We start from the raw sequence: 24,225 nt of genomic DNA, 5'->3' as shown, positions 1-24,225 counted from the left end.
ACGACGAGGTGGGCCGACCATCGGGCCTGATCAGGAAATCGGCGGGCGGGGTCTCGACGACCCTTCTCCCCTACGGGCGTTGGGCGCGCGGGGTCCGTGTGGCCATCAAGGTCTCCTTCAGGCGATACGTTCTGACGCCACCGAACGGCAGGCTCCGTCACGTGCGTGGCGCAGCTCCATCGATGGCTGCAGGCAGTACCGATGCTCCCCCCTGGATCTCCATCGGGCGGATGCGTGGGCGTCCACGGCTGGTTCAGAGGAACGGCCACCGCCGGGAAGCTGCGCACCCTACGGACTCACCCTCTCCCCACTTCCCTCGACACCGACCGGGCCTACGAACAGCTCGGTCCGGAATGGCACATTCTCCTGTGGGGGAGAACATCCGCCTCTATCCTGTCATTTGATCATCTGACTGGACGCCGTGTGTGGGCGCCCGAGCTAGGGAGAACGATGTCCGAGACCGACTCCCCACCGGAAGTCCTGCTGGAGTTGCCGTCCGAGTTCGCCTACGGGCTGATGGAACAAGACATCGTCTGGCCGTATATACGTGAGGACCGGATCGATCCCGCCCTGGTGCCTGCCGTGGTACTCGCGGTGTCGACCGCCGTGTCGACCGTCGTGGCGACGAAGCTCACCGAGAGCGCCGTCGCCTCGCTGACCGCCGCGATACAAGGCTGGCTGAAGCAGCGGAAGGCGGACGACCGGCCGACACTGCGCACGCCGGACGACGACACCCCGCTGGTGATCGACGCGGACACCACCGACGAGGAGATCGCGGCCTACCTCAGGCGCGTCCGAGGGAACCGGCCTGACCAGGGATGAGTCCGTGGACGAGCCCACGGCTGACGGCTACCGTCGTGCGTACGAGATGTGGACCGAAGGCCGTCGGCTGCTCGACCGACGAACCGAGCCCTCCCTCACCGAGGCCGTTGCCCTCCTGACCACGGTTCTCGACCTGATCCCCGCGACCGAACTCCGTGCGCTGGTGCATCACGACGTGAGTGTCGGACATCGGCGGCTGACGCAACTGGGCTGCCGCGGACACGCGGTACAGGCCGTCGACCACGCCCTCCTGGCGTGCCAGACGGATGTCGGCTACGTCCTCCAGGGGTCCGTCGAGGATCTGGAACGGGATGTGGACCTCCTCGCTCAGACCGTGCGGCTGGAGGGCGTCGACCTGGCTCGGCTCCGTGCGGCACAGTCCTTCCTCGACCGGAACCTGCTGATCCTCCGCGGTCTGTCGGCGCACAGCGAACTCCAACAAGGCGTGGCCGAGGGCCGTCTCCAGCTGATGGAGACCGGGCCGAAACCCGCCCTCCAGGAGCACTTCGACGAGGCGTGCGTCGCGTTCGAACGTACGATCCGGCTGCTCGACGAGGACGCGCAGCCGGATCAGCGCCGGATCGCCCTGACTCTGGCCAACCGGAGCTTCCTGGGGTTGCTCTGCGCCCGGGGGCCGGCGGCCTTCCACGAAGCGCTGGACCTCTCGTTCGCCGCCGAGGAGGTACACCCGCACGATCTTGCCGAGGGAGCCTCCCTACGCGTCAGGATCCTGGCATGCCTGCACCGGTCCCGGTTCGCCGAACTGCCGCAACACGACCGGTGGCGACTGCGATTGCGGCTCTGGCAACGGTGGGCGGGCGACTGGCTCCGGGAGCTGGACGAACCGACACCCGACGAATCCCTGCGTCCCCCGCTCACGGACTGGTTCGGCTTCCTGCTCTCCGCCGAGGCCGACGACATCCCGCTCGCCGAGGAGCTTCCCGCCGGCGCCCCTCTTCCGCAGGATCTGCGGGAGTACGCGTCCGCGCTCCTCCTCGTCGGGGGTTATCCCCTGGGCCTGGTCGTGATCCTGATGGGATACCGGCTCGGCGGACGGTTTGTGCCGCCGGAAGAACTGATGGTCCCGGACTGGCGCGACGCTGCGCGTGATCCGGCATCCATGGCGATGCTGACGGACCTGGCGTCCCGGGTGTCCGCGGCGGTGCTCGCCGGTCAGCAGGGTGAGGAGTCGGCTCTGCCGGAGCTGATGTCGCTCTTCGGATCGCTGGACGAGCAGGAAACCCCCCAGGCCGCCGGCTACTTCTTCCACGCCTGCATGGACCTGGCAGGCAGCGGGACTCCCGCTGAGCGCTGGGGCGAGTTGCTGTCCTTCATGTACGACCTGGCCCTGCGGCTGCCGGAATCCGCGCGGTACGAGGCCCTGTACGAAGGCTGGCGAACCGTCATGCCCGTCGCCGTCGATATGCGGCACGAGCGCATCGCGGCACGGTGGACCCGGGAAATGGTCCGTCTCGCCGAGCACGCCCGACGGGCCGAGCCCTCCGACGCCGCCGCCTACGACGTCCTGCGCGCCGAACTGCAGGCGGCCAAGGTGCGGACCCTGATCGAGGGGGACGACATGGACGCCGTCGTCGTCGACCTGGGCCGTCGAATCGAGGAGCATCGTCGCGTGGACGCGACGGCGGCCGTCGCGTTGGAGGTCGATCTGACCCGGGTACGGGCCCTGGTCGCCCGGGAGTGCGCGGACGGCACCGCCCTGGTGACGCATCACGCGGACTGTCTGCGGCTGATGGCGACGCACCCCGAACTGAACCTCGGCTCCTGGAGGGTGGCCGCCGTCAATCTGATCAACGCCGTCTCGGACACCACCCGATCGACGGCGCGACCGTTCGGACGGGAGACCGCGCTCGCGGCCCGGACCCTGTTCGACGACCTGCCCGGCGTACTGAGTCACGGTGAGATGGGGCTGGCCGCCCTGGCGGCGTTGACCCAGCGCTGGATCGCCGACCTCGCCTGCCTCGGCCCCGAGGACATCCGCCTGGCCGCAGCCATGGTGCGCACGCATCGTGCCGAGGAGGCCTCAGGGCCTGACGTCCACGTGACGACACAGCTCGGAACGCGGGAGACGACGCTCGTCGAAACCCTCAAGGCTTGCGCCCGCTACAGCGAGCGGGGGCACGACGAAGAAGCGGCGGCCACCCTGCTGAGCTGGCTGTTGGCCAACGCCGACCGGCCGGACCACGACCGCCGCGCCCGCCGCCACCACTGGGCCGTCGCCAAGGTGCTCGAAGAGTTCGTGCGCGCCTCCGAGGAAGTGTCGGAACCGATCAGGGCGGCCGTCCGCTACGCGGTGGGGGAATGCGCGCGCCACGCCGGTCTCCGCGTCGTCGCCCAGCAGTATCTGCGCCTCGCCCTGGAGGAAGCCCGGTCGATGCCGGATCCGCCGGTCCCCGCCGACGCCATCGAGTGCGACTACGCGATGCTCATGGTCGAATCCGCCGCGTCCGACGGTGATCGCGCGGAAGGCCTACGCCAACTGCGTGTGCTGCTACGCAATCCGCTGGCTCACCACCCGGCGTTCGCGGTCCATCAGGCACTCGCGGTCACGGTGCTGGCACGGAAGTTCGGCTCCGACGGTCTGGAGGAGGAGGCGGAGGCGGCACTACGTGCGCTGCAGCGGGCGGTCACGACGGAAACGGACCCTGCCACGGACATGGCCGTCCGGTCCCGGGCCCCGGTGTGCCGGGCGAATCTGCTGCTGGTGACGGGCGACACCGCTGCGTTGTCCGCGGCACTGCCGGACCTCGACGCGTTGGCACGGCGAGCGACGCCCGCGCTCGAGGCGTACATCAGACAGGTCCGGGTGCAGGCTCTGATGCGCCTCGGAGACATCCACTCCATCCGGGCCGAACTCGACCGGCTGACCTTCCTTCAGGACGAAGAGATCGGCGTGGCCACCCGTTTCGACGAACTGACCCATGACGACCACTGCGACACGGCTCAGTTGATGGTCGCTGCGGCGGCAGCGGACGCGCAGGACATCCCTTCCGTGGTCGAAGTGCTGGAGCAGGGACGCCTCCGGCTCCTCAGACGACTCCGGCTGGGCATCGACGAGGAAGCGGCCGACCCGAACGACGACGTGGACACCGATCTTTCGGGCCGCGCCCTGTGGGAACGCCTGGCCGCACACGCGAGCGAAACGCCCCCCGCGGAGTTCGGCATCGCGAGGGAGGACTGGCAGCACATCTTCCAGGACATCGACGTCGACGGTGCTGTGGGCGTCGCCGACCGCTCTGGCATCGTGACCTATCAGTTCGTCCATGACGGCCGCCTCCGCATGGTCCATCTCGTCGCCGGTCGAGGCGCACTGACCTTCGGTCCCCTCGACGTGGCCGACACGGATGTGTTCGGCGCGGACGACGAGGAGTTGCTGCGAGGACTGTGCCGGTCGTGGGCATCGGCCCTACGGGAGTGCGCCGACCGGGGATTCGATCCGGAGGATCTGCGGCCGATCCTGATCGCGGCCGGTCAGCGGCCGGAGCTGGCCCTACTCAACGAACATGCGTTCGCGGCCGCGGCTCTTGTGGAACTCGGGGAGTCCCGGACGCTGAACCACCTGCCCAGCGTGCGATTCGCTCAGCCGCGCGAAGCGGACCCCGTCGTCTCGGAACGACCGACCCGGCTGCTGCACATCGGGGATGCTTCGAACACCCTGCTGGGTCCCTGGCTGGAGGCGGCGGCACTGCGGGAGATCGCCGGCCTGGAGGTCAGCAGCCTCCTGGGCTCGGACTCGAGCGCGCAGACGTTCGGCCGTCACCTTCCCGACGCCTCGGTCATCGTCGCCAGCTGCCACGGCGCACAGGGCCGTGGCGGCCTGCTCGGGTCCTCGCTGATGATCGGCGCGGACGGCCTGTCCGTGCTGGACATCGCCACCCGGCATTCCCTGGCCCACATCGACATGCTCTTCCTCGCCTCGTGCGAGATGGGCCGTCGCCTCGACGAGCACCATGAACGCGAGTCGGTGTCGTTGTCGAACGCGGCACTGGTATCCGGCTGCCGCCATGTCGTCGCGCCGATCCTGCCCGTCAACGACCTGATGTCTGCGGTCGTCGTCGCCGAGTTCGGCCGGCGGCTACCCGCCGACGGGAGCCTGCGCGCCTGCCAGGGTGCGCTGGACGCGGTTGGCGCCATGACCCGATCCGACCTCGACGAGCGCATGCGCGCCCTGTGGGAGCGCCTGTCCGGGTCGCCGCTGGCCGAGCGGATGCCATGGCCGGTGAAGAGCGCCGCCCGCGTCCTGGAGCAAGGGGTCACGCGAGCCCTCCGGCCCGGTGCTCACCGGCCGACGTTCTGCATCTCGAAAATCGGCTGACGGCATCACGCATCACCACGAGGAGTTCTCATCGACCTGCAGCCACCAGCGGAACCCGAGACCACACGCCTGGGACGGGTGGCGCTCTCCCTGATCGCCGAGGCGCGGGCCTCGGACGATCCGTCGTGCCTCGACCGGGCCGTCGCCCTCCTCGACCGGGCGGTCGCCGGCACACCGGGGGACGATGTCGCGCTGCCCGTGCACTTCGCGGCACTCGGTGCGGCTCTGCAGCTCCGCTTCGAACTGCGCGGTGACCCCGCCGATCTCGACCGCGCCATCGAGCACGGCCGCCTGGCGACCGCCACCTGCCCGGCCGGTCACTCCGCGCACACCGCCCTTCGCTCCAATCTCTCCGTGTCGCTGCTCGCCCGAGCCGATCGGACGGGACGCCATGAGGACGTGCAGGAGGCGGTCTCCTCGATCGAGGAGGCGCTGCGACTGTCCCTCGCCGGTGATCCCAACCGTCCGATGGTGCTGACGAACGCGGCGCGGGCGTTCCTCGCCCGGTTCAGGCGGACGAGGACCGTCGCCGACCTCGACCGGGCCGACACGCTCGTACGACAAGCGCTCGGCAGCCGCGACCAGCGCTCCGCCTGGACCGCGTACGCCGACATCCAGTTCGCCAGACACGAGGTGACCAAGCTTCCCGAAGACCTCGACACAGCCATCACGATCTGTCGCCGAGCGGTGCGCAACGAACCCGTCGGCACCCGCCGATGGGCGTCGAGCCTGGGCTCGTACGCACTGCTGCTCCTCCACCGGTACAGGGCCACGGGCGGAGCCGAGGATGCCGCGGCAGCCGTCCAGGCCTGTGAAGAGGCCCTGCCGCACATCCCGGAGGACGGCCCGGAGCGGGCGAGCCATCTGGCGGTGCTCGCCGAGGTCCTGCACGAACGCCATCGCCGCGACCGGCAGGCCGACGACCTGCTCGCCGCCGTCGACGCCATGACCCGGGCGGTGCGCGCGAGCCGGGCCGACGACCGCGAGACCCCGCGCCGTCTCGCGACCCTGGCCGACTGGTCGGCCGGCACGGACGGCCCCGCCGCGGACGCCGACGCCGCGATCCGCACCGCGACCGAGGCCGTCGCCGGCGCGACGATGCGCGACCGGGACCGTGCCACGGCCTTCGACGCCCTGGCGAGTGCCCACCGGACCCGCTACGAGCGGACCGGTGTGCCGAGCCACCTCGACGCGGCGGTGCAGGCCTCGCGCGACGCGCTTCGGGTACCTCACGTCGACCTCTCCCAGCACGCGTCCCACCTCCAGAACCTGGGCCTCAGCCTTCGGATCAGGTTCGAGGCGAACGGGGCCACGCAGGACATCGAGGAGGCCGTAGCGGCCTTCCGGGAGTCGGCGGACACGATCCCCGCCGGGCACCGCGACGTACCGGTCCATCTGTCGGGCCTCGGCAGTTCCCTGCACCGGCTGTACGAACGCAACGGAAACACGGCGCACTTGACGGAGGCGGTCGAGGCCATCCGGCAGGCTGTCGCCGCCGCGCCGCCCGGCGACCCCGTGCGGGCGTCCTGCCTCAGCGACCTGTCCTTCAGCCTCAGGGTCCTGTTCGAAGCACACGCGGACCCCGACGATCTGGCGGCGGCGGTGCAGGCCGCCGAAGAGGCGGTCGCCGAAACCGACGAGAACGACCGCGTGTGGCCCGCGGCAGTCGGAAACCTCGCCGTCGTACTCACTCTTCAGCACGAGCACTCGGGCGGCGGCCAGGGCGCGGACGGCGCCATCGAGGCCTGCGACCGGGCCGTGAATACGCCCGGTCTCCAAGAGATGGACCGCCGCAGGCTCCTCGGAATACTCGGCGCACTACGGCTGAAGCGGTACCAGCTGTTCCATCGGGCCGACGATCTGGAATCGGGCGTGTCCACCCTGCGCGCGGCCCTGGCGGCGACTCCCGAGGACCATGCAAACCGGCATCAACTGCTCGTCAACCTCGGTTCGGCCCTGTACGCCAGATTTCAGCTGGCCGGCAGCCGCGACGACCTGCGGGCGGCGATCGCCTCCGCAGAGCAAGCCCTCACCGCACTGCCGGAGAACCATCCCCAGGAACACCTCTACCGGCACAACCTCGAACTGATGGTGCCGGAGCAGCGGGAATCACCGAGGAAGGGCCTTCGCGCATGGGCCCGACGCTGGGTGGGACGCAGAAGGGATCTCCATGCGGAAGGAGACGCCGAGTACGGCGAAGACCTCCCGCAGGCTCCGTCCGGCGGCGTGAGGGCTGAGGAAGAGCCGCGCCGATCTCGGGGTGGGTGAGTCCGTTTCCGGAGAGTCGGGCGGTGTGCGCTTCCTCGCGCACCGGATGCCCGCCCTGGGAACTGCCACCCCGGACCCGACACCGTAGGAACCACCGTGTCCGGAAATCGGTTCGGCGCGGGCCCTGACGCTCCGCGGGCGCCGGCCGGGAGCGGGGTCAGCCGGTGGCTTCCGCGGACGATCCGGGCGTCTCGTCGTCGGGGAAGGTGCCACCGCCGTCGGCCGGTCCGGGGCCGGGAGGCCAGGAGGCGACCAGCAGGTCACCGCCGTCGTCGACGCCGTGGCGGGCGACGGCCGGGTCGCGGACGCCGACCGTGAGGGTGTGGGCCTTCTCGCCGGGTTCGGTGCCCTCCGTCACGGCCTCGCGGAGGCTGTGACCCGGGCACATCGCGGCAGCCGGGACGACGATCTCGAAGTTGAGCGGCTCGGGCCCCGCCACGAGTTCTTCGCCGAGTGGGTCCGTTTCCAGCGTCACCGGCATGCTGTGGGCGGCCAACACCATTCCGTCCGGGCCATGGATCTCCACACCGGGGCCCCGCCCGCCCAGCGGTCTGCCCAGGGCCAGCGGTGTACCGCTGCCCGGGGCGATGGACAGGTTGATCGTGATCCGTCCCGGATCGTCGGCCCCCTCGCTGGAGTAGCCGTAGGCGAGCACCACCATCTGAGGGGTCGCCGAGCCCCCGGACGGACGCGGTCCGGGATCCAGGACATGACCCCGTTCCCCGCACGCGCTCAGGACGGCGACCCCACCCCCGTCGAGGAGTCGATCCCGCGGCCGCTCCGATCCGGATCGGGCGTCCGACCCGCCGGCGGACGGGAGGCATCCCGCCGTCAACAACAGCCCCGCCCCCCACACCACGACCCGCCCGGCCCGACCTCGCCCCACCATGCCCCACCCTCATCGCGCTACCGGCACCCAGTATCGGCCGACCCCGCAGTGCACCGATCGGCAGGGGTGGTGGGGAGGCTCGGGTCCGCGGGCGGGGTTGCGCCTCGTGGCGCGCCTCGGTCCTTACCAGCGCCAGGTGAGCGTTCGGCCCTCCCCCAGTCCGGCCCAGCGCTCGGCGGTGCGGTCGAGCGCCGCGCACGCAAGGGCGACCTGTCGGCCGTCGAGAGGGCTCCGGCCCACTCCCTTGCCCTCCGTGCTCAGCCCGGACCAGACGCGGTAGGCCCAGTTGACGCAGAGCTCGGCACGCAGGACCGCTTCTCCGCCGCGCCTCAGGACCTTCAGGCCCGATCGGCGGTGACGGGTCGGGGTCGTCGGTTCGAATCCCTCGAAGGTGGCCCCTCTCGCCATGGCTCCCCAGAATCCGTCGGTGATCGCGAGCGCGCTCTCGACGGCCGCGTGCACGAAGTCGTGGGGCATGCTCGGACCGGTCGCCTGGGACATCAGGCGCACGTCCGGGCCCCGCCGGTCCCGCACTTCGAGATCGTGGCGGTTGTCCGGAAGTTTCCGGAAGATGATCTCCATCGTTCCTTCTCTCGAGAGGCCGCCGGTATCGGCCGCTGGGTGCCGCGTGGTCGGATCGTAGACACGGATCCCCCACGTCCGCGCTCCGTTTTACCGGGCCGGCCCGTCGTGCGAGGGCTTGCCCGGGACGAGAACGCCGACCTCGGGTTCAGCGGTAGGTGGTGATCCACCGCACGAGGGTGGCGTGGGTCGTGTCGTCGAGCGACGAGAGGATGTTGATGGATTCCAGATCACCGGGGAGCGGTGGTACGCCGATGGTGGTCAGCGCCGCTTGCAGGTCCAGCCTCCGCCGGTCCACGGGCGTCAGGGGCCAGGCAAGACGGGGGTCGGACGCCCGCCCGTGTGCCACCGGCTCCCCTGCGCCGAGGCGAGGTGTTTGCCGGTCGGTGTCACCGGTGCGGTTCTGTGGAAGGGCGTCGTAGGCCGCGGGCGGTGCGGTGTCGGCGCCGGGGAAACGGTAGGGGTCGAGGTCCAGTTGAGGGACCGTGACCTCGGACGGGTCGTACTGCCAGAACTCCACGAAGGACCTACCTGCGTTGGGTGAGCCACTGCTGCCACGTCGGGGGGTCGCGTGCCGCGGCTGTCGGCCGCGGCACGCCGTTGCTGGTGGTGTCCGGCAGTTCACGGTCCCCGACGGTGTGGCTGCCGGGTCGGATCAGCGGGGGCCGCGACGGCCCCAGGTCTCGGTGTCGATGACGTTGCCGCGGTTGTCGCGCAGGGTGGCGGTGTCGCGCTCGTCCCAGATCTGGTGGTGGCGGTCCTGGTAGACGTCGTGGCGGGTGTCGCGGCCCTGGCCGGTGTGGACCTTCACGCTGGAGCGGCCGTCCAGGCGGAAGTCGGCGAAGCGGTAGCGGTTGCCCTGGCGGTCGGTGAGGGTGAAGCCGCGCAGGTTGACGCTCCTGCGCCCGGTGTTCTTGACCTCGACCCACTCGCGGTTCAGCGCACGGGCGGAGCGGTCGCGGCCGGCGGTCCCGTACCGGACGTCGCTGATGACCACCGAGGACTGCCCACCCCGGTGGTCACGCCGGTCGTCGTCGTGGGCTGCGGCCGGGAGGGCGGCGGCACCGATCAGTGCGGCTGTGGCCAGTGCCGTGGTGACGGCGCGGCGGGTGGCGAGGGAAGCAGACATGCAGACGGCTCCTTCAAAGTCAGCCGGCCCGGCCTCGTGTGAGCCGGGCGCGGGCTCCGTGCGGTTCCCGGCGTCCTGCCGAGGAGCCACACTCTGGCCCGCACCCGCCATCAACCGCCACAACTCACGACGCGCGTTGCCCAATGCGGACATGTCCGTAACTCTCCCTTGTAAGAGGCAAGCGTCAAACGTCAGTTGACTCGCTCGACGCGGGAAGTGGAGACAGCCCTTCCTGTCGGGCGCAAGGAGATTTCGGCCAGATAAGCAGTTCATTCACGCCATACCGGATGCCGGCGCCGAATGGGTTCGGCGCTTTGTAACAGGCGCTCCCGCCGCCTCCTCGAACCACTGGTGCACCACCGCTCGGACGTACGGGCGGGGGCGGACCGCGGACCGGCGAGAAGGGGGCCGGCACGAGGACGACCACCCGGCGGTGTACGTGGCCGCGGAACGGGTACGAGTGGGGCGTGGGATGCGAACGGCTGATGTTCGACGGCTGGATCGCTGCCGTCGGCACGGCGTCCGGTACGCGCGTGATCGTGGGCCACTGGCCACGATCGCCCTTCGGGCCGTTCAGCGACGTGATGCTGGAGCGCGCCGACGGATGGCGCACGCTGGTCGCCCCCACCCCCCGGACGGCGGAGTACATCGCCGGCACCTACCACTTCGACGAGGTCCGGACGGACCCCGTGAAGGTGCGGACGCGCGACAGCACCTGGGCCGTCGCGGCGGGGCCCCTGGATCTGCGCTTCCAGGTCGGACATCAGGGAGCCCTCGGCCTGGTCCTGCGGGCCGTCCCCTGGCCGCTCGTCCGACGGCCGCTGTGGGCGGCCGTGACAGACGTGCCCGCACGCCTGATGTCCGGCGTACGGACCCGGGGCAGCTCACGCCCAGGATGTCGCCAGTGGTACGGGGCAGGTGGACTGTGGCCGATCGTGAGCGCCCGGGTCTCCTTCGACGGGACCGACCTCGGCGCACTGGCTCCCGTCATCCCGCCCGTACGCTTCGGCTTCGCGTCGGCCCCCGCGGCGCCGGCGCTGGTGCGGGTCCTCTCCACCGTCGAGCACGCTGCCACCTGAGTCCGCGGCGTACGCCGAACGCTCACCCTCGTACCCGCCACGGACGCGCCGGGTCATGCCACCGGGGAACGCGATCCCGCTGCTCGGATGCCACCGACTGACCGGGCCGCGCAGGAACCAAGGCCTTCCGACGCAGGGCTGCCCGACCCTTGGCCCCGTCACCGGGGGCACCCCGAACACCTCCTTCGCGGTGCGGCCCCTGATACCCCTAGGCTGAGCGGCGGTCGGCCCCAGGCACGGGGTTCCAGGGGGCGGGGAACAGGATGTCCATAGAACGTCACATAGCGGGGATGCTCCAGCAGATCGCCCGTCAGCAGGACGTCGTCGAGATCGCCCCCCAGGGCTCCGCGCGAAAGGCTGCCGCCCTGGCCCACGTGGCGGAGCAGTACGGGTACACGTACGGCATCGCGTACAGGACCGGGTTCAGGAACTCACTCGTCCAGGTCCGGATGTACCGGGACCCGCGGCCCGACGCGCGCGTCCGCGAGGCCGCCACCCTCACCGCCCATCCGCAGGCGGGCAACGGCGGGACGGTACCCGGGCTGGCGCCGGGCTCGCTGATGCCCCTCCCCGAAGCGGTCGGTGCCGCGGCCGTGCTGCAGGACCTCATCACCTTCGACGTCATGGCCCTGTACATCGCCGACCGGCGCCAGAAGGTGATGTGCTACCTCGCGTGCGCGGTCCTCACCGTCATCCTGCTCATCGACAAATCGCCGGTCGAAGCGCTCGTCTCCGGCGGGGCGGTCGCGCTGCTCATGACCGTGGCGTTCCAAGTGGGCACGATCCGCCGCGCGAAGATCGCCCAGCGGCTGACGGCCGTCGGGTTCCTCGCGGTGCGCGACGAACAGGGCAACCAACGGTTCCTGCGCCCTGGGCAGCAGTTGCCCGGCCACGCCGACCCGTTCGCCGCCTGAGGCCCTGGCCCGGGACGCGGCCAGGCCCATCCCCGCGCACGGTACGGCGCTCCGGCGTCACCACGGTGCGAGGCGCCTCCGGCATGCCGGTGGCCCGGCATGATCTGAAAGACAGGCCCTAGCGTTTGAGGTAGGCCAGAACGGCCAGCACCCGGCGGTTGTCGTCCGCGGACGGTTCGATGCGGAGTTTGGTGAAGATGGCGGCGGTGTGTTTGGCGACGGCGCTCTCGCTGATGAACAGGGTCTGCGCCACGGCCGCGTTGGAGCGGCCCTCGGCCATCAGGGCCAGTACGTCCAGTTCGCGCGGTGTCAGCTGGGCGGTGGTGCCCCGGGCGTCGCTGCGGGCCAGTAGTCGTGCGATGACCTGCGGGTCCATGACCGTACCGCCCGTGGCGACCGTGCGTACCGCGTCGATGAACTGGGTGGTGTGCGTGATCCGGTCCTTGAGGAGGTAGCCGATCGCGCCGTGGCCCCCGGCGAGGAGTTCGTGGGCGTAGAGCTGGTCGACGTACTGCGAGAGCACGAGGACCGGGAGCGCCGGCCTTGATCGGCGTGCTGCCAGGGCTGCTTGGAGGCCCTCGTCGGTGAAGGTGGGTGGCAGGCGGATGTCGACGACGGCGACGTCCGGTTGTTCTTCGAGGAGTGTCCTGAGCAGGGCGGGGCCGTTGTCGACCGCGGCGATCACCTCGAATCCGTGCTCCTGGAGGGTGCGCGTCAGCCCGTCCCGGAGGAGGAAGAGGTCTTCGGCGAGGACGACGCGCACGGTATCTCCAAGGTCGCGGTGGTAGGGCCGCCCGGCGGGCTGTGCAGGACGAGGGTTCCGTCGAAGGGGTCCAGGCGGCGGCGTACGCCTCGCAGCCCGCTTCCGTCGGGGTCGGCGCCGCCGCGGCCTTCGTCGGTGACCGTGGCGCGCAGGGCGCCGTCGGTGTGGCTGAGGCGGATGTGGACCTCGGGGGCGCCGGAGTGTTTGGCGGCGTTGGCGAGGAGTTCCGCCACGGCGAAATAGCCGGCGGATTCCACGGGGGCCGGGAGCCGGCCGGGCAGGGCCGTCTCGACGCGCACGTCGAGGTGGCTGTCGAGGGCCAGCGAGCGGACCGCGTCGCCGAGCCCGCGGTCGGCGAGTATCGGGGGCAGGACGCCGTGGACGAGTTCGCGGAGGTCCTGGAGAGCCCTCTGGGAGGTGGCGCGAACCTCGTGCAGCAGTACACGGGCGGCTGCGAGGTCGTGGTCGAGAAGTCGGGTGGCTTCGTCGAGGGTCATGCCCAGAGCGACGAGACGGGCCTGTGCCCCGTCGTGCAGGTCCCGCTCGATGCGGCGCAGTTCGGCGGCCTGGACGTCGAGGATGTCGGCGCGGGATCCTGCGAGGTGTTCGATGCGGCGGACGAGTTCGGTGGTGTGCGGGGCGGCGAGCAGGCGTCGGCTCCAGCGTGCGTGTACGCGCAGGGTGGCGGGGGCCAGTTTCAGTCCCGCGGCGACGAATCCGAGGCCGAGCAGGAGCGCGGCGAGCATCGCCGGGGTGGAGTCGACGGGGATGAAGGCGTACCAGTTGCCGTCGCCCAGCAGCCGCCAGACGAAGGGCTGTACGGCCGCGCCGAAGAGGCCGTACTCGACGAGGGCCAGGGGCACGACGGCGAGCAGTGCGCCGGTCGCCGGCTCCGCCCAGGCCCAGCGCAGGTCGTGCCAGAACCCGTCGTCGCCGAGGAGGGCGCGGGCCTGCCGGTGGCGGCCGGTGGGGTTCTCGGGTGGGGTCGAGCGGGACGGGAGCGGTCGTGGTGGGCTGATCACGGTTCCCGTCCAACGGGCGGCCCGGTCGCGGTAGCGGTCGGAAATGCGGCGCAGGGCCACCGCTGCGGGCGGGAGCAGGAGGAAGCCGATGCCGATGGGCAGGAGGAGCAGCGCCCCGACCACGAGAGCCCCGGCCCCTGCGACGACGAACGCGGCGAGGGAGAGCAGCTGGCAGCGGCCGATGTCGACGAGGGCGGCCCTGAGGCCCATGCCGGGGCTTCCGTCTCCCTGTGCCATGCCCACCCGTGGTTCCGTCATATCAGCGCGGTCCGTCCGCTGTTGCGGCGGTGATCCTATCCGGCGTGGTCGCCGCCCGGCGGGCTGAGGCGACCCACGGGAGCGCTGCGGCAAGGCAGGCGGCGCCGAAGACCACCATCGGCGTGGTTGCCGGGGACGTCTCGTCCGTCACGAACAGCATCCCGAGGTTGACCAGGGTGTGGAAGCCGCCCGCGAGCAGCAGCCGGTTGCTCCGTACGCGTTCCAGGGCCAGGCCGAGGATCACGGACATCGCGATGGTGGCTGTCAGGAATCCGGCCGCGCGGACCGGCCCCTGGGTGAGGGCCGGTACGTGCCACAGGCCCCAGGCCGTCCCGACCAGGACGGAGGCGGTGACCGGGCCGAAGCGGGTGCGCAGCAGGGGCTGGAGGTAGCAGCGCCATCCGATCTCCTCGGCACAGGCACCGATGAGTTGGGCGGTCACGAGCAGGGTGAGGGGGTGTGCGAGGGCTTGGGGGCTCGTGACGGGGAGGGAGCCGGAGGTGAGCACGGCGCCGCCGGTGGACAGTGCGGTGATCAGGGCGGGGGTGAGGAGGAGGGCGGCCCGGTTGGCGGACGACGGCCGCCGGGTCGCGTGGAATGCCGGTCCCTTGCTGCGGGCGGGCAGCGTTCCCCTGAGCCGGTCCCTGATCCGGCCGGGCCACAGCAGTGCCACGGCCGCCACGGCGAGGGCGGGGCCGAACTGGGTCAGTTGCAGCACCTCGGGTGGTATGCCGGTCGAGGGCTGGAGCGCCCCGCACAGCCCCGCCGCCAGGAAGGCGACGCCGAGGAACACCCCTGCCTGCGCCGCCCATCCACTGCGCGGTGCGGGCCGCTGTGCCTGCGTTCGGTCCTGGTGCTGCTTGTGGTCCGGCATGGTGCCCGGCCTCCCCGTGGGTCGCTGGGGGCGCGGCGGTCACGCCCCGCGTTCGACTCTGCCGGTCGGGGTCGGGGGCCGTCCTTGCACGTGGGTGCAGGAAGGGGTGTATCCAGGTACACCTCCAGGTACACCCCTTCCCCGGGGCGGGTCAGGTTGTGGCGGTGGAGTGTTCCGGCGGGTTCGGGGGGGCTCCAGCTGTGGCTCGACACGGCTGGGCCGGCCACGCGGCGGCTCGGGGTAGCGATCCTCGCCGGTTCGTCTCCTGCTGCGCCGCGGACCTCGTGCCGTCCCCGCCACGGGCGGGGCCGTAGGACTCGGTGTCGATCGCGCGGCCGCAATCGTCGCGGTTGTCCCGAACTCCGTCGCTCGTCACGGTCGCGGGGCAAGGCGGTCGTGGTCGCGCCTCCTCGAACTTCCTCAAATCAACCTCTGAACAGCGTGGCCCTTCCGGTGGGCGGCTTGCCGGGTGGCCCATAATTTCGATCCTGACCATCCGTCACCCGACAGATACACCATGGGGGAATGGGCATGTCAAAGATCACTCGGGCCACCGCAGGCCTCCTCGGCGCGGCCGGGATCCTCGCTTCGTCACTGGTATTCGCTCCCACCGCGAACGCGGCGAGCGGCGGCGGCTGCTGGCAGTACTCGGAGGGCTTCGGCTCCAGCTACGTCGACTGGAAGTCCTGCATCAGCGCCCCGAGGGCGGGCGTCGGCCGACCCGACGCGTACGTCACCCTGCGCGCGGGGCACCCCGCCTGCAAGATCATGCTCCAGACGTTGGAGACCGGCGGCTCAAGAATCGTGTCGCAGAAGATCTACGACTGTCCTGCGGGAGCCGTGACGAACAAGCACTTCACCTCACCGGACTTCAAGGGCAAGGCCGGCAAGGCCTACGGGAACTACACGACCATCTTCTGGACCAGCAGCCACACCGCCACCCTGGCCAACAGGAGCCCCTGGTTGAAGCTGCCGTAACAGAGAACTCTTCGTGCTCTGGAGCCTCCCGTCCGACTTCCCGCATGACCGCGCATCCGCCACGCACCGGACACAGCCTTCTCCGGTGCGGGAGCGGTGCGTGCACGCGGTCATGTCGCGATTGGCGGCCAGACCGGCTCCGACCTCCGCGCCTCCACCCAGGCCGTCGGCGGCGCCACCGGCATCTCCTTCGGACCACTGACCCGCGACCTGAGCGGCACCACCCCGGAGCCCATCCCCAGCACGTCCGGAGGCACCTCCGGCGGCACCTCCGGCGGCAACGGCTCGCCCGTCATCGTGACGCCGGGCGAGAACGGCGGCGGCTCGGGCTCCACGGGTGGCTCCGGGGGCGGTGGCGGTCCTCTCGCCTCCACCGGAGCCCAGGTCGGCACGCTCGCCGCCGCGGCGCTGGCACTGACCCTCGGCGGCTGGGGCCTCACCCGCGCCGCGAAGCGCCGCCGCCGGACGGGAGCGGGAGCATGAGCCGTGACCGCGTCGTGCGCGCCCTCGCCAGGACCACCGCCGCGTCGGGTCTGACGGTGGCGGCCTTCGCCGCGACCGCGGCCCAGGCGGGCGCCGCGCCGCAGCCGATGGGGCAGTGCACCACCGCCTCGGGGGTCGTACTCGCCGTGGACTTCAGCCACTGGGGCGGCCCCGTCCACCGCTCCTGCGGCACCACCCCCACCACCGGCTACGAACTCCTCAACCAGGGCGGCTGGGCCACCACCGGCACCGGCCACGACGGTCCCGCCTTCATCTGCCGCATCGGCTACAGCGGACACCAGGGGGGCAAGCAGTACCCGACCCCGCAGCAGGACGACTGCGTACTGACCCCGCCCGCCTCCGCGTACTGGTCGTACTGGCACGCCGATCCCGGGCAGAACACCTGGCAGTACAGCCAGTTGGGCGCCATGCTCTACAAGCCGAAGCCCGGCAGCGTCGACCTGTGGATCTTCGGCGGGACGAACGTCGGGGGTGACCGAGGGCAAACCCACGGTCACCCCCGACCAGCTCCGCGCCAAGAACACCAAGCCGACCGGGGGCCCCGCGCCCCAGGACACCCGTACGGCGGCGCCGCTGCCGCCGAACGTCAACACCGGTCCCAGGCCGGAGAATCCGCCCCCGCCCGCCCCGCGGGCCACGACACCGCCGCCCGGCCCCACGGCTCCGCAAAGCCCCTCGGCCTCGGCGAGCCCTTCGGAGGGCGTCGTACCCACGCCCTCCGCGCCGCCTTCGTCCGGTGCTCCGGCCGTGGCCGTTCCCGGCCCCCAGGTGGTCGAAGCGGCGCCTGCCGCCGACGCGCAGCACGACGTCGGGTCGTACCTGCCCGCCGTCGCCACCGGAGCGCTGGTCCTGCTGATCGGCGCCGCCGCCGTGTTCGCGGCCAGGCGCCGCCGTCGTGCGGAGTAGCCGGGTGTCACGTACCACCGCGTCGGCGAAGACGGCGGACCCGCCCGCTTCCGGCCCCGCGCCGGAGGTGGGCGGCCGCCGGCTTCCCCGTACCCTGCACCCGGTCGCCTGGTGGATCTGGGCACTGGCCCTGGCCACGGCGGTGAGCCGCACCAACAATCCGCTGCTGCTGTTCCTCGTCCTCGCGGTGCTCGGGTACGTCCACCATGCGCCGTACCGAGGCGCCCTGGGCCCGCGGTTTCAAGTACTACCTGTACCTGGCGCTCACGGTCGTCGCGATCCGCGTGCTGTTCCGCGCCGTCTTCGCCACCGGCATCACCCCGCGCGACCACTTCCTCTTCTCCCTGCCGCACATCCCCACGCCCGACTGGTACGCGGGCATCCAACTCGGAGGGCCCGTCTCCCTGGAAGCCCTGCTCTCCGCCGCGACGGACGGACTACGGCTCGCCTGCATGCTCTGCTGCATCGGCGCAGCCAACACCCTCGCCAATCCGAAACGGGCGCTGCGCGTCCTCCCGGGTGCCCTCTACGAGCTGGGGGTCGCCGTCACCGTCTCCCTCGCCGTCGCCCCGCAGCTCGTCCAGAGCGTGCAGCGCGTCCACCGCGCCAAGCGCCTGCGGGTAGGCCGCTCGAAGGGGCTCCGGGCCTTGCGCGGCATCATCGTCCCCGTCCTGGAGGATGCGCTCGAACGGTCCCTGCGCCTGGCCGCCGCCATGGACTCCCGCGGCTACGGTCGCGCGGGCACGGCCACCCGGCGGTCCCGTCGCCTGACCGGCGCCCTCATGCTGCTCGGCATGTGCGGCCTGTGCGCCGGGGCCTACGAACTGCTCGACGCGACCGCGCCGAAGCTGCTCGGGCTGCCTGCCATGGGCGCCGGAGCCGTGCTGTGCTTCGCCGGGCTGCGTCTGGGGGGCCGCCGGATCACCCGGACCTCGTACCGGCCCGATCCGTGGCACTTCGCCGAATGGGCCGAGCCGGCTGCGGCGTCCTCTCCGCCGTCCTGCTCTTCACCCATGTCGGTTTCGACGCGGCCGAGCTCAACCCGTCGATCTACCCGCTCAGCTGGCCCACCCTGCCACTCGTACCCGCCGCCGCGATCCTCCTCGCGGGCACCGCGGGCTTCCTGGCACCGCCCCCGACCGCGCCGGCCCGCCCGATCGTCCCTGCGCAGCGCACCGAGGAACCCAAGTGATCACCTTCGACCGGGTCACCGTCCAGTACGAGGACACGACCGAGCCGGTCCTGCGCGATGTGGACCTCACCGTGGAGGAGGGCGAACTCTGTCTGGTCGTCGGCCACACCGGCGTCGGCAAGTCCACCCTCCTCGGTGCGGTGAACGGGCTCGTCCCGCACTTCAGCGGCGGCACCCTCCTCGGTCGTGTCCTCGTCGACGGCCGCGACACCGCCGCCCACCCGCCCCGTGAACTCGCCGACGTGGTGGGCCAGGACCCGCTCGACGGTTTCGTCACCGATACCGTCGAGGAGGAACTCGCCTACGCCATGGAGCAGTTGGCCGTCCCGCCGGCCACGATGCGCAAGCGCGTCGAGGAGACCCTCGATCTGCTCGGCCTCGCCGACCTGCGTCACCGCGCCCTGCACGAGCTGTCGGGCGGCCAGCAGCAGCGGGTCGCCATCGGCTCCGTCCTCACCGCCCACCCGCGGGTGCTCGTGCTGGACGAGCCGACCTCCGCGCTGGACCCGACGGCCGCCGAAGAGGTCCTGGCCGGCGTCACCCGCCTGGTCCACGACCTCGGTGTCACGGTCCTGCTCGCCGAACACCGTCTGGAGCGCGTCGTCCAGTACGCCGATCGCGTCATCCACCTCCCCGGTGACGGCCGCGTCGTCTCCGGTGCGCCCGCCGATGTGTTCCGGACGTCGTCCATCGCACCGCCCGTCGTCGAACTGGGCCGTGTGGCGGGCTGGAACCCGCTGCCGCTCTCGATCCGTGACGCCCGCCGGGCGGCGGCCCCCCTGCGCACCCGGCTGGTCGGCACCGTTCCCCCGCCGGTCCGGCCCGCCCCGGCCCCGGATCGCCCGGAACTCCTGGCAGCGCGCGGCATCATCGTGACGTATCACGGCGTGCCGGCGGTCCGCGAGGTCGACCTGACCCTGCACGGCGGCGAGATCACCGCGCTGATGGGCCGCAACGGCTCGGGCAAGTCGTCCCTGCTGTGGTCGCTCCAGGGGTCCGGACCGCGTAGGGCGGGCTCGGTGGCCGTCGGTGGTCCAGGGGGACCGAAGCCGGTGGACCCGCGGAAGGTGTCCGCCGCGCAGGCCCGGCAGCTCGTCGGCCTCGTTCCCCAGACCCCCACCGACCTGCTCTACCTGGAGAACGTGAAGCAGGAGCTGGATCAGGCCGACGCCGAGTCCGGGGTGGCCGCCGACGGGATCCGGGCCCGTACCGTCCTGGACCGGCTCGCACCCGGCATCCCCGACTCCACCCACCCCCGCGACCTGTCCGAGGGCCAGAAGCTGGCTCTGGTCCTCGCCATCCAGCTGACCGCCGCACTCCGGGTGCTGCTCCTGGACGAGCCCACCCGCGGCCTCGACTACCGGGCCAAGAACGAGCTGATCCGCATCGTCGACGGCCTCGCCGCCGAAGGCCGGGCCGTCGTGATCTCCACCCACGACGTCGAGTTCGTCGCGCGCGCCGCCGACCGCGTCGTGGTCATGGCCGAGGGCGACGTCGTCGCCGACGGCCCCACCGGCGAGGTGATCGTCGCCTCTCCCGCCTTCGCCCCGCAGACCGCGAAGATCCTCGCCCCGCTCCCCTACCTCACGGTCGCCCAGGTGGCCGCCACCCTCACCGACCACGGGACGGACCCGGCCTGATGACCGCACGAGCCGCAGCCATCCGGATCAACGCGCGGGCCGGAATCGTCATCGCCATGGCGGCCTTCCTCGGCATCGTCGCGTTCTTCTGGCCGTTCCTCGTCGCGCCGGGGAAGTTCGGCTCGAACTACCTCGCCGCTGATCTTCGGTGTCCTGCTCGTCATCGTGCTCTGTGTCGTCATCTCGGAGATCGCCGAGGGCGGCATCAACTCCAAGGCGCTGGCCATGCTGGGCGTCCTGTCGGCCGTCAACGCCGCCATCCGGCCGCTCGGAGCGGGCACGGCCGGCATCGAGACCGTCTTCTTCATCCTCGTGCCGGCCGGCCGGGTGTACGGACCGGGCTTCGGCTTCACCCTGGGCTGCACCTCACTCTTCGCCTCGGCCCTCATCACCGGAGGGGTGGGCCCTTGGATGCCCTACCAGATGTTCGGTTGCGCCTTCGTCGGCATGCTCGCCGGCTTCCTCCCGAAGGCCTCCGGTCGCAAGGAGGTGGGCATGCTCGCCGTCTACGGCTCGGTCTCCGGCTACCTCTTCGGGTTCTTGCTGAACCTCTCCTTCTGGCCGTTCTCCCTCGACCCGAACAGCTCGATCGCCTACCTGCCCGGCCTGCCCTTCACCGAGCAGTTCCAGCGCTACCTCGCCTTCGACCTGGCCACCTCGCTGGGCTGGGACACCGGCCGGGCGGTCACCAACTTCGTCTGCATCTGCCTGGCCGGCCCCGCCGTCCTCACGGTCTTCCGCCGTGCCGCCCGCAAGGCCCGCTTCCAGGCCCCGATCCGTTTCAGGCCCCGTACGGTCCCGGCCGAGCGGTGAGCCGCGCTCGGCACGGATCAGGGAGAGGGCGACCGCGTGCCCGCCGGATCCGAGGAGGCCGGCAGGCGCTACGATAGGAGGAGCGAAGGGGAGTAGTCCTGCGATACCGCTGGTCGACACACTGGAAGCCCTCGGGCTTCCCGGCCATCGGGCCCCGCATACGGGGTGGACGAGACCTTCGGCTACGGCATGACCAGGCCCGCATCACCGTGCGGGCCGCTTCGTCGTGCCGGGCCGAATGGTTCTTCCCATCGCCCAGGTCGGGCGTCGAAGGAGCAGGCGGCCCGGCCCCTGCAGAAAGACCCCGGAATGTCCTTCGACCCTGTGGCGATCCTCACCGCCTTCGGGCTGATCTTCCTCGCCGAGCTCCCCGACAAGACCATGTTCGCGTCGCTGGCCATGGGCACCCGCATGCGCCCGCTGTACGTATGGTTCGGCACCTCGACCGCTTTCATCGTGCACGTCGCCATCGCGGTGAGCGCCGGAAGCCTGCTCAGTCTGCTGCCCACCATGGCCGTCAAACTGGTCTCCGCCGCGCTGTTCGCCTTCGGTGCGTTCGTACTGCTCCGGGGCGGGGACGACGACGAGGAAGAGGGCGGGGGCAAGATCGTGACGGGTTTCTGGCCCGTCTACACCACCGCCTTCATGGCCGTCTTCATCAGCGAGTGGGGTGACCTGACCCAGATCACCACCGCCAACCTCGCCGCCTCCAACGGCTGGCTTCCGACCGCCATCGGCTCGGCCGCCGCCCTGATGTCCGTCTCCGCACTCGCCCTCGTGGCCGGACAGTTCATCGCGAAGAAGGTGCCGTTGAAGACCGTCCAACGCATCGGCGCCGTCTGCATGGCGGGCCTCGCCCTCTGGACCCTCGTGGAGGCCTTCACCGGCTGACCTGACGGCCCGCCTCCGGCCTGGAGGCGGGCCTTTGCCGATCGGTGGTGGAGCGGGAGTGGGGACGTCGGTCGCGGCCTACTGCAGCAGTGTGCCGCCGGGTACGCGTTCCACATCGGTGACCTTGAGGTCGGCGATGTCCGCGATGGTGCCGTTGGAGACCCCGTTCGGGACGATCAGCTGTTCCGGCTGCCGGTTGGTCTTGTCGGGGCCGAGGCGCTCGGCGAATCCGGATTGCTCGCCGAGGAAGTCGCCGTCCTTGTCGTACGCCTCGATGGTGACGCGGTAATCGGCCGTGTCCTTGCCCAGATTGGTGATCGAGAGGTCGTACAGATACACCGGGCCGCCCCCGTAGTCCGGGTCGACGTGCCCGTTCGAGATCTTGACGTGCTTCAGCAGTTCCTCGCGGGCGCCCGGCTTGATGCCGCACAGTTCGTCCCAGGCGTTCAGGACCTCGGTGAACTGTTCCGGAGTGACCTTCTGCCCGGTCGGGGAGCCCTTGAGCGACTGCTCGCGGTCCTTGCGACGGCCCGAGCACTCGGCCGCGTAGGTCTCCGTCATGGCCTTCAGGTCCTGCGCGGACATCGCGGAGATCTCGGACCGCTTGGGCGTGTACTTCCATACGACGGTCAGGAACCGCTTCTGCCCCTCGTCCAGGAGTCGGTCGTGTACGAGGCGGACGGGGACGGCCCCGTACCGTCGGCGGCGGCGGTGGTAGTGGTCTTGGGCTTGTCGTCGTTGCCGCCGTTACAAGCTGCCGCGGTCAGGACCAAGGCCACGGCAAGGGCAGCCCTGACGGAGGTGCGATTCACGATGGTTCCCCTCACTGGGCACCCCGGTCGGCCCTCACCGCCCGAGGTGGATCCGTGGATCGTACCGGCGACGCGGGGAACCTGAGGGGCAGTCTCATAGGAAGAGAACGGGCGGGGGTTGGGCCGGCGGGTTACCTGCCGGACACCTTCGACCGTTGCCCCCCTCGGCGCTGACGACGAGCCGCGAAAAACGTGTTGGCCGACATGGCCGGGCGATGCCACAGTCTGGCTGTGATCATGACCGACGCTTCTTCCGTCCCTGTTTCGTTGGCCGACGGCCTCACCCTGCGAGAGGCGAGGCCCGCGGATCTTGACCAGATCGGCGCGCTCCTGTCCGAGCGGGGCGAGCCGGACGACGCCATCGACCACCGGCTGGTCGTCACCGACCCCGACGCGGGCTGGTCCGCCTGTGCCGTGGTCGTCGACGGCGACCGGATCGTGTCCACCGCGACGCTCCTCGACGAGGAGGTGCACATCGGAGGTGTCCGGCTGCCCGCCGGCCAGGTAGAACTGGTCGCCACCGACAGCGAGTACGAGGGGCGGGGGCTCGTACGGGCGTTGATGCACTGGGCTCACGAGCGTTCCGCTGCCCGTGGCCACGTCGTCCAGGCGATGATCGGAATCCCTTACTTCTACCGGCGGTTCGGCTACGAGTACGCCATCGACATACCGCAGGTGCTGAACGTGAAGGCCGCGCCGCCTGCCGAAGGAAGCAGCACGCTCCGTGCCGCCCGGCCCTCGGACATCCCCGCCATGGCTGCCCTGCAAGGCTCGGCCCAGAGCGGGTTCGATGTGACCATGCCGCACTCCGCGGCATGCTGGCGATGGCTCCTGGACCACGAGTCGAGCAACCTCTGGGTTCTCGAGCATGCCGACACGATCATCGCCACCGCGCGCACCACGCCTCCCGGTGAGGAGATGCTCCTGGCCGAGGCGGCGGCCCGCGACGAGGCGGCGGCAAGGAACCTCCTGAGCGGCGTCGCCGCTCTGGCATCCGGCGACGACCCGCTACGGATCGTCCATCGGGCAGGCACCGTGACGGGCGACGCGTGGCAGGAGTTCCTCGACCACGAGCCGCGAGGCAACGCGGAGCAGTACTACATCCGCATCCCGGATGCCGCGGCACTGCTCGACAGGCTGCGTCCGCTGTTCTGGCAGCGCCTCACCGCGGCCGGGATCGACCGCACCGGCCGAGACATCGTCCTCTCCACCTTCGGCGCCCACCACCGGATTCCCGTTCTCGCCGACGGACTCGGTGAGGTCGTCACCGGCGGCCCGATCCAGTCGCCCGGAGCGGTCAAGGGCGCGGGGGTGGCGCCCGACCACCTGGCCGCTCTGCTGTTCGGCCCGCACGGAATCGAAGGACTGACCCGGATCCGCCCCGACGTCTACTCCGCCGACGAGGAGCTGTTCGAGGTGCTCTTCCCTCCACTGACCGCGGACGTACTCAGCTACTACCTCCCCTTCTAGTCGGCTCGGCCTGCGCGGGACGGGGGTCTGTCGCGGGCGTCGAAGGCCCGGCACGGCCGGGATCCGCATGACGGCTCGCCCGGACG

The 24,225-nt window shown here is 71.1% G+C and carries 18 protein-coding genes and 3 pseudogenes; 13 read left to right on the top strand and 8 right to left on the bottom strand.

Annotation, left to right across the window (positions count from 1 at the left end; all coding sequences use genetic code 11):
* Positions 1-450: 450 nt before the first annotated feature.
* From ACWG52_RS38445 to ACWG52_RS38435, 3 genes are all read left to right on the top strand, one after another.
* Positions 451-822: a hypothetical protein gene (locus ACWG52_RS38445; RefSeq protein WP_390141671.1), complete on the top strand. Its 372-nt coding sequence runs from the start codon at positions 451-453 to the stop codon at positions 820-822.
* 4 nt (positions 823-826) lie between these two features.
* Entirely contained in the window at positions 827-5,155 is a 4,329-nt protein-coding gene (locus ACWG52_RS38440) for a hypothetical protein (RefSeq protein WP_453127347.1), read from the top strand.
* A 78-nt stretch (positions 5,156-5,233) separates the two neighbouring features.
* Positions 5,234-7,423, top strand: a complete 2,190-nt coding sequence (locus ACWG52_RS38435) for a hypothetical protein (RefSeq protein ID WP_390141673.1) — start codon at positions 5,234-5,236, stop codon at positions 7,421-7,423.
* Positions 7,424-7,580: 157 nt separating this feature from the next.
* Here ACWG52_RS38435 and ACWG52_RS38430 read toward each other — a convergent pair whose 3' ends face one another.
* The 4 genes from ACWG52_RS38430 to ACWG52_RS38415 all read right to left on the bottom strand — a co-directional run bounded on the left by ACWG52_RS38430 (position 7,581) and on the right by ACWG52_RS38415 (position 10,023).
* Positions 7,581-8,084: a hypothetical protein gene (locus ACWG52_RS38430; protein WP_453127345.1), complete on the bottom strand. Its 504-nt coding sequence runs from the start codon at positions 8,082-8,084 to the stop codon at positions 7,581-7,583.
* 351 nt (positions 8,085-8,435) lie between these two features.
* Positions 8,436-8,894 (bottom strand): hypothetical protein, encoded by a 459-nt coding sequence (locus ACWG52_RS38425; RefSeq protein ID WP_390141674.1) that lies wholly within the window; start codon positions 8,892-8,894, stop codon positions 8,436-8,438.
* Between the two features lie 148 nt (positions 8,895-9,042).
* Complete coding sequence (locus tag ACWG52_RS38420) at positions 9,043-9,414, bottom strand: hypothetical protein (RefSeq protein WP_389815879.1); 372 nt, start codon at positions 9,412-9,414, stop codon at positions 9,043-9,045.
* A gap of 135 nt (positions 9,415-9,549) precedes the next feature.
* Positions 9,550-10,023 (bottom strand): lamin tail domain-containing protein, encoded by a 474-nt coding sequence (locus tag ACWG52_RS38415; RefSeq protein ID WP_390168677.1) that lies wholly within the window; start codon positions 10,021-10,023, stop codon positions 9,550-9,552.
* Positions 10,024-10,508: 485 nt separating this feature from the next.
* Here ACWG52_RS38415 and ACWG52_RS38410 point away from each other — a divergent pair, with 485 nt between their 5' ends.
* A complete protein-coding gene (locus ACWG52_RS38410; RefSeq protein WP_389817520.1) occupies positions 10,509-11,102 on the top strand; it encodes a hypothetical protein in 594 nt (197 codons plus the stop codon).
* Positions 11,103-11,365: 263 nt separating this feature from the next.
* Positions 11,366-12,016, top strand: a complete 651-nt coding sequence (locus tag ACWG52_RS38405) for a hypothetical protein (RefSeq protein ID WP_389817382.1) — start codon at positions 11,366-11,368, stop codon at positions 12,014-12,016.
* A 118-nt stretch (positions 12,017-12,134) separates the two neighbouring features.
* Here ACWG52_RS38405 and ACWG52_RS38400 read toward each other — a convergent pair whose 3' ends face one another.
* Genes ACWG52_RS38400 through ACWG52_RS38390 form a run of 3 tightly spaced genes read right to left on the bottom strand, consistent with a single transcriptional unit; the run spans position 12,135 to position 14,933 of the window.
* Positions 12,135-12,779, bottom strand: a complete 645-nt coding sequence (locus ACWG52_RS38400; RefSeq protein WP_386022235.1) for a response regulator transcription factor — start codon at positions 12,777-12,779, stop codon at positions 12,135-12,137.
* A complete protein-coding gene (locus ACWG52_RS38395; protein WP_389817385.1) occupies positions 12,731-14,038 on the bottom strand; it encodes a sensor histidine kinase in 1,308 nt (435 codons plus the stop codon). Before ACWG52_RS38395 ends, ACWG52_RS38400 begins: the two co-directional genes overlap by 49 nt.
* 22 nt (positions 14,039-14,060) lie before the next feature.
* Positions 14,061-14,933 (bottom strand): CPBP family intramembrane glutamic endopeptidase, encoded by an 873-nt coding sequence (locus ACWG52_RS38390; RefSeq protein WP_389817388.1) that lies wholly within the window; start codon positions 14,931-14,933, stop codon positions 14,061-14,063.
* Positions 14,934-15,464: 531 nt separating this feature from the next.
* Here ACWG52_RS38390 and ACWG52_RS38385 point away from each other — a divergent pair.
* The 7 genes and pseudogenes from ACWG52_RS38385 (at position 15,465) to ACWG52_RS38355 (ending at position 21,857) form a co-directional block, all read left to right on the top strand.
* Complete coding sequence (locus tag ACWG52_RS38385) at positions 15,465-15,911, top strand: hypothetical protein (RefSeq protein ID WP_389817391.1); 447 nt, start codon at positions 15,465-15,467, stop codon at positions 15,909-15,911.
* 96 nt (positions 15,912-16,007) lie between these two features.
* Complete coding sequence (locus ACWG52_RS38380; RefSeq protein ID WP_389817393.1) at positions 16,008-16,394, top strand: hypothetical protein; 387 nt, start codon at positions 16,008-16,010, stop codon at positions 16,392-16,394.
* Positions 16,391-17,321 (top strand): annotated as a pseudogene (locus ACWG52_RS38375) (hypothetical protein). Before ACWG52_RS38380 ends, ACWG52_RS38375 begins: the two are co-directional and overlap by 4 nt.
* 4 nt (positions 17,322-17,325) lie before the next feature.
* A pseudogene (locus ACWG52_RS38370) lies at positions 17,326-18,513 on the top strand (energy-coupling factor transporter transmembrane component T).
* On the top strand, positions 18,510-20,153 hold the full coding sequence (locus ACWG52_RS38365) for an ABC transporter ATP-binding protein (RefSeq protein ID WP_453127340.1): 1,644 nt from the start codon (positions 18,510-18,512) through the stop codon (positions 20,151-20,153). Before ACWG52_RS38370 ends, ACWG52_RS38365 begins: the two are co-directional and overlap by 4 nt.
* A pseudogene (locus tag ACWG52_RS38360) lies at positions 20,153-20,966 on the top strand (ECF transporter S component). Before ACWG52_RS38365 ends, ACWG52_RS38360 begins: the two are co-directional and overlap by 1 nt.
* A gap of 309 nt (positions 20,967-21,275) precedes the next feature.
* Complete coding sequence (locus ACWG52_RS38355; RefSeq protein ID WP_389817399.1) at positions 21,276-21,857, top strand: TMEM165/GDT1 family protein; 582 nt, start codon at positions 21,276-21,278, stop codon at positions 21,855-21,857.
* Positions 21,858-21,935: 78 nt separating this feature from the next.
* Here the strand turns inward: ACWG52_RS38355 and ACWG52_RS38350 are convergent, their stop codons facing one another.
* Positions 21,936-22,442, bottom strand: coding sequence for a hypothetical protein (locus tag ACWG52_RS38350; RefSeq protein WP_390168671.1), 507 nt, complete (start codon positions 22,440-22,442; stop codon positions 21,936-21,938).
* A gap of 464 nt (positions 22,443-22,906) precedes the next feature.
* Here ACWG52_RS38350 and ACWG52_RS38345 point away from each other — a divergent pair, with 464 nt between their 5' ends.
* Entirely contained in the window at positions 22,907-24,139 is a 1,233-nt protein-coding gene (locus ACWG52_RS38345) for a GNAT family N-acetyltransferase (RefSeq protein ID WP_389817404.1), read from the top strand.
* Positions 24,140-24,225: the final 86 nt, after the last annotated feature.

Source organism: Streptomyces sp. CLCI03 (assembly GCF_053615355.1).
This window is presented reverse-complemented; position numbering and strand designations above follow the sequence as displayed.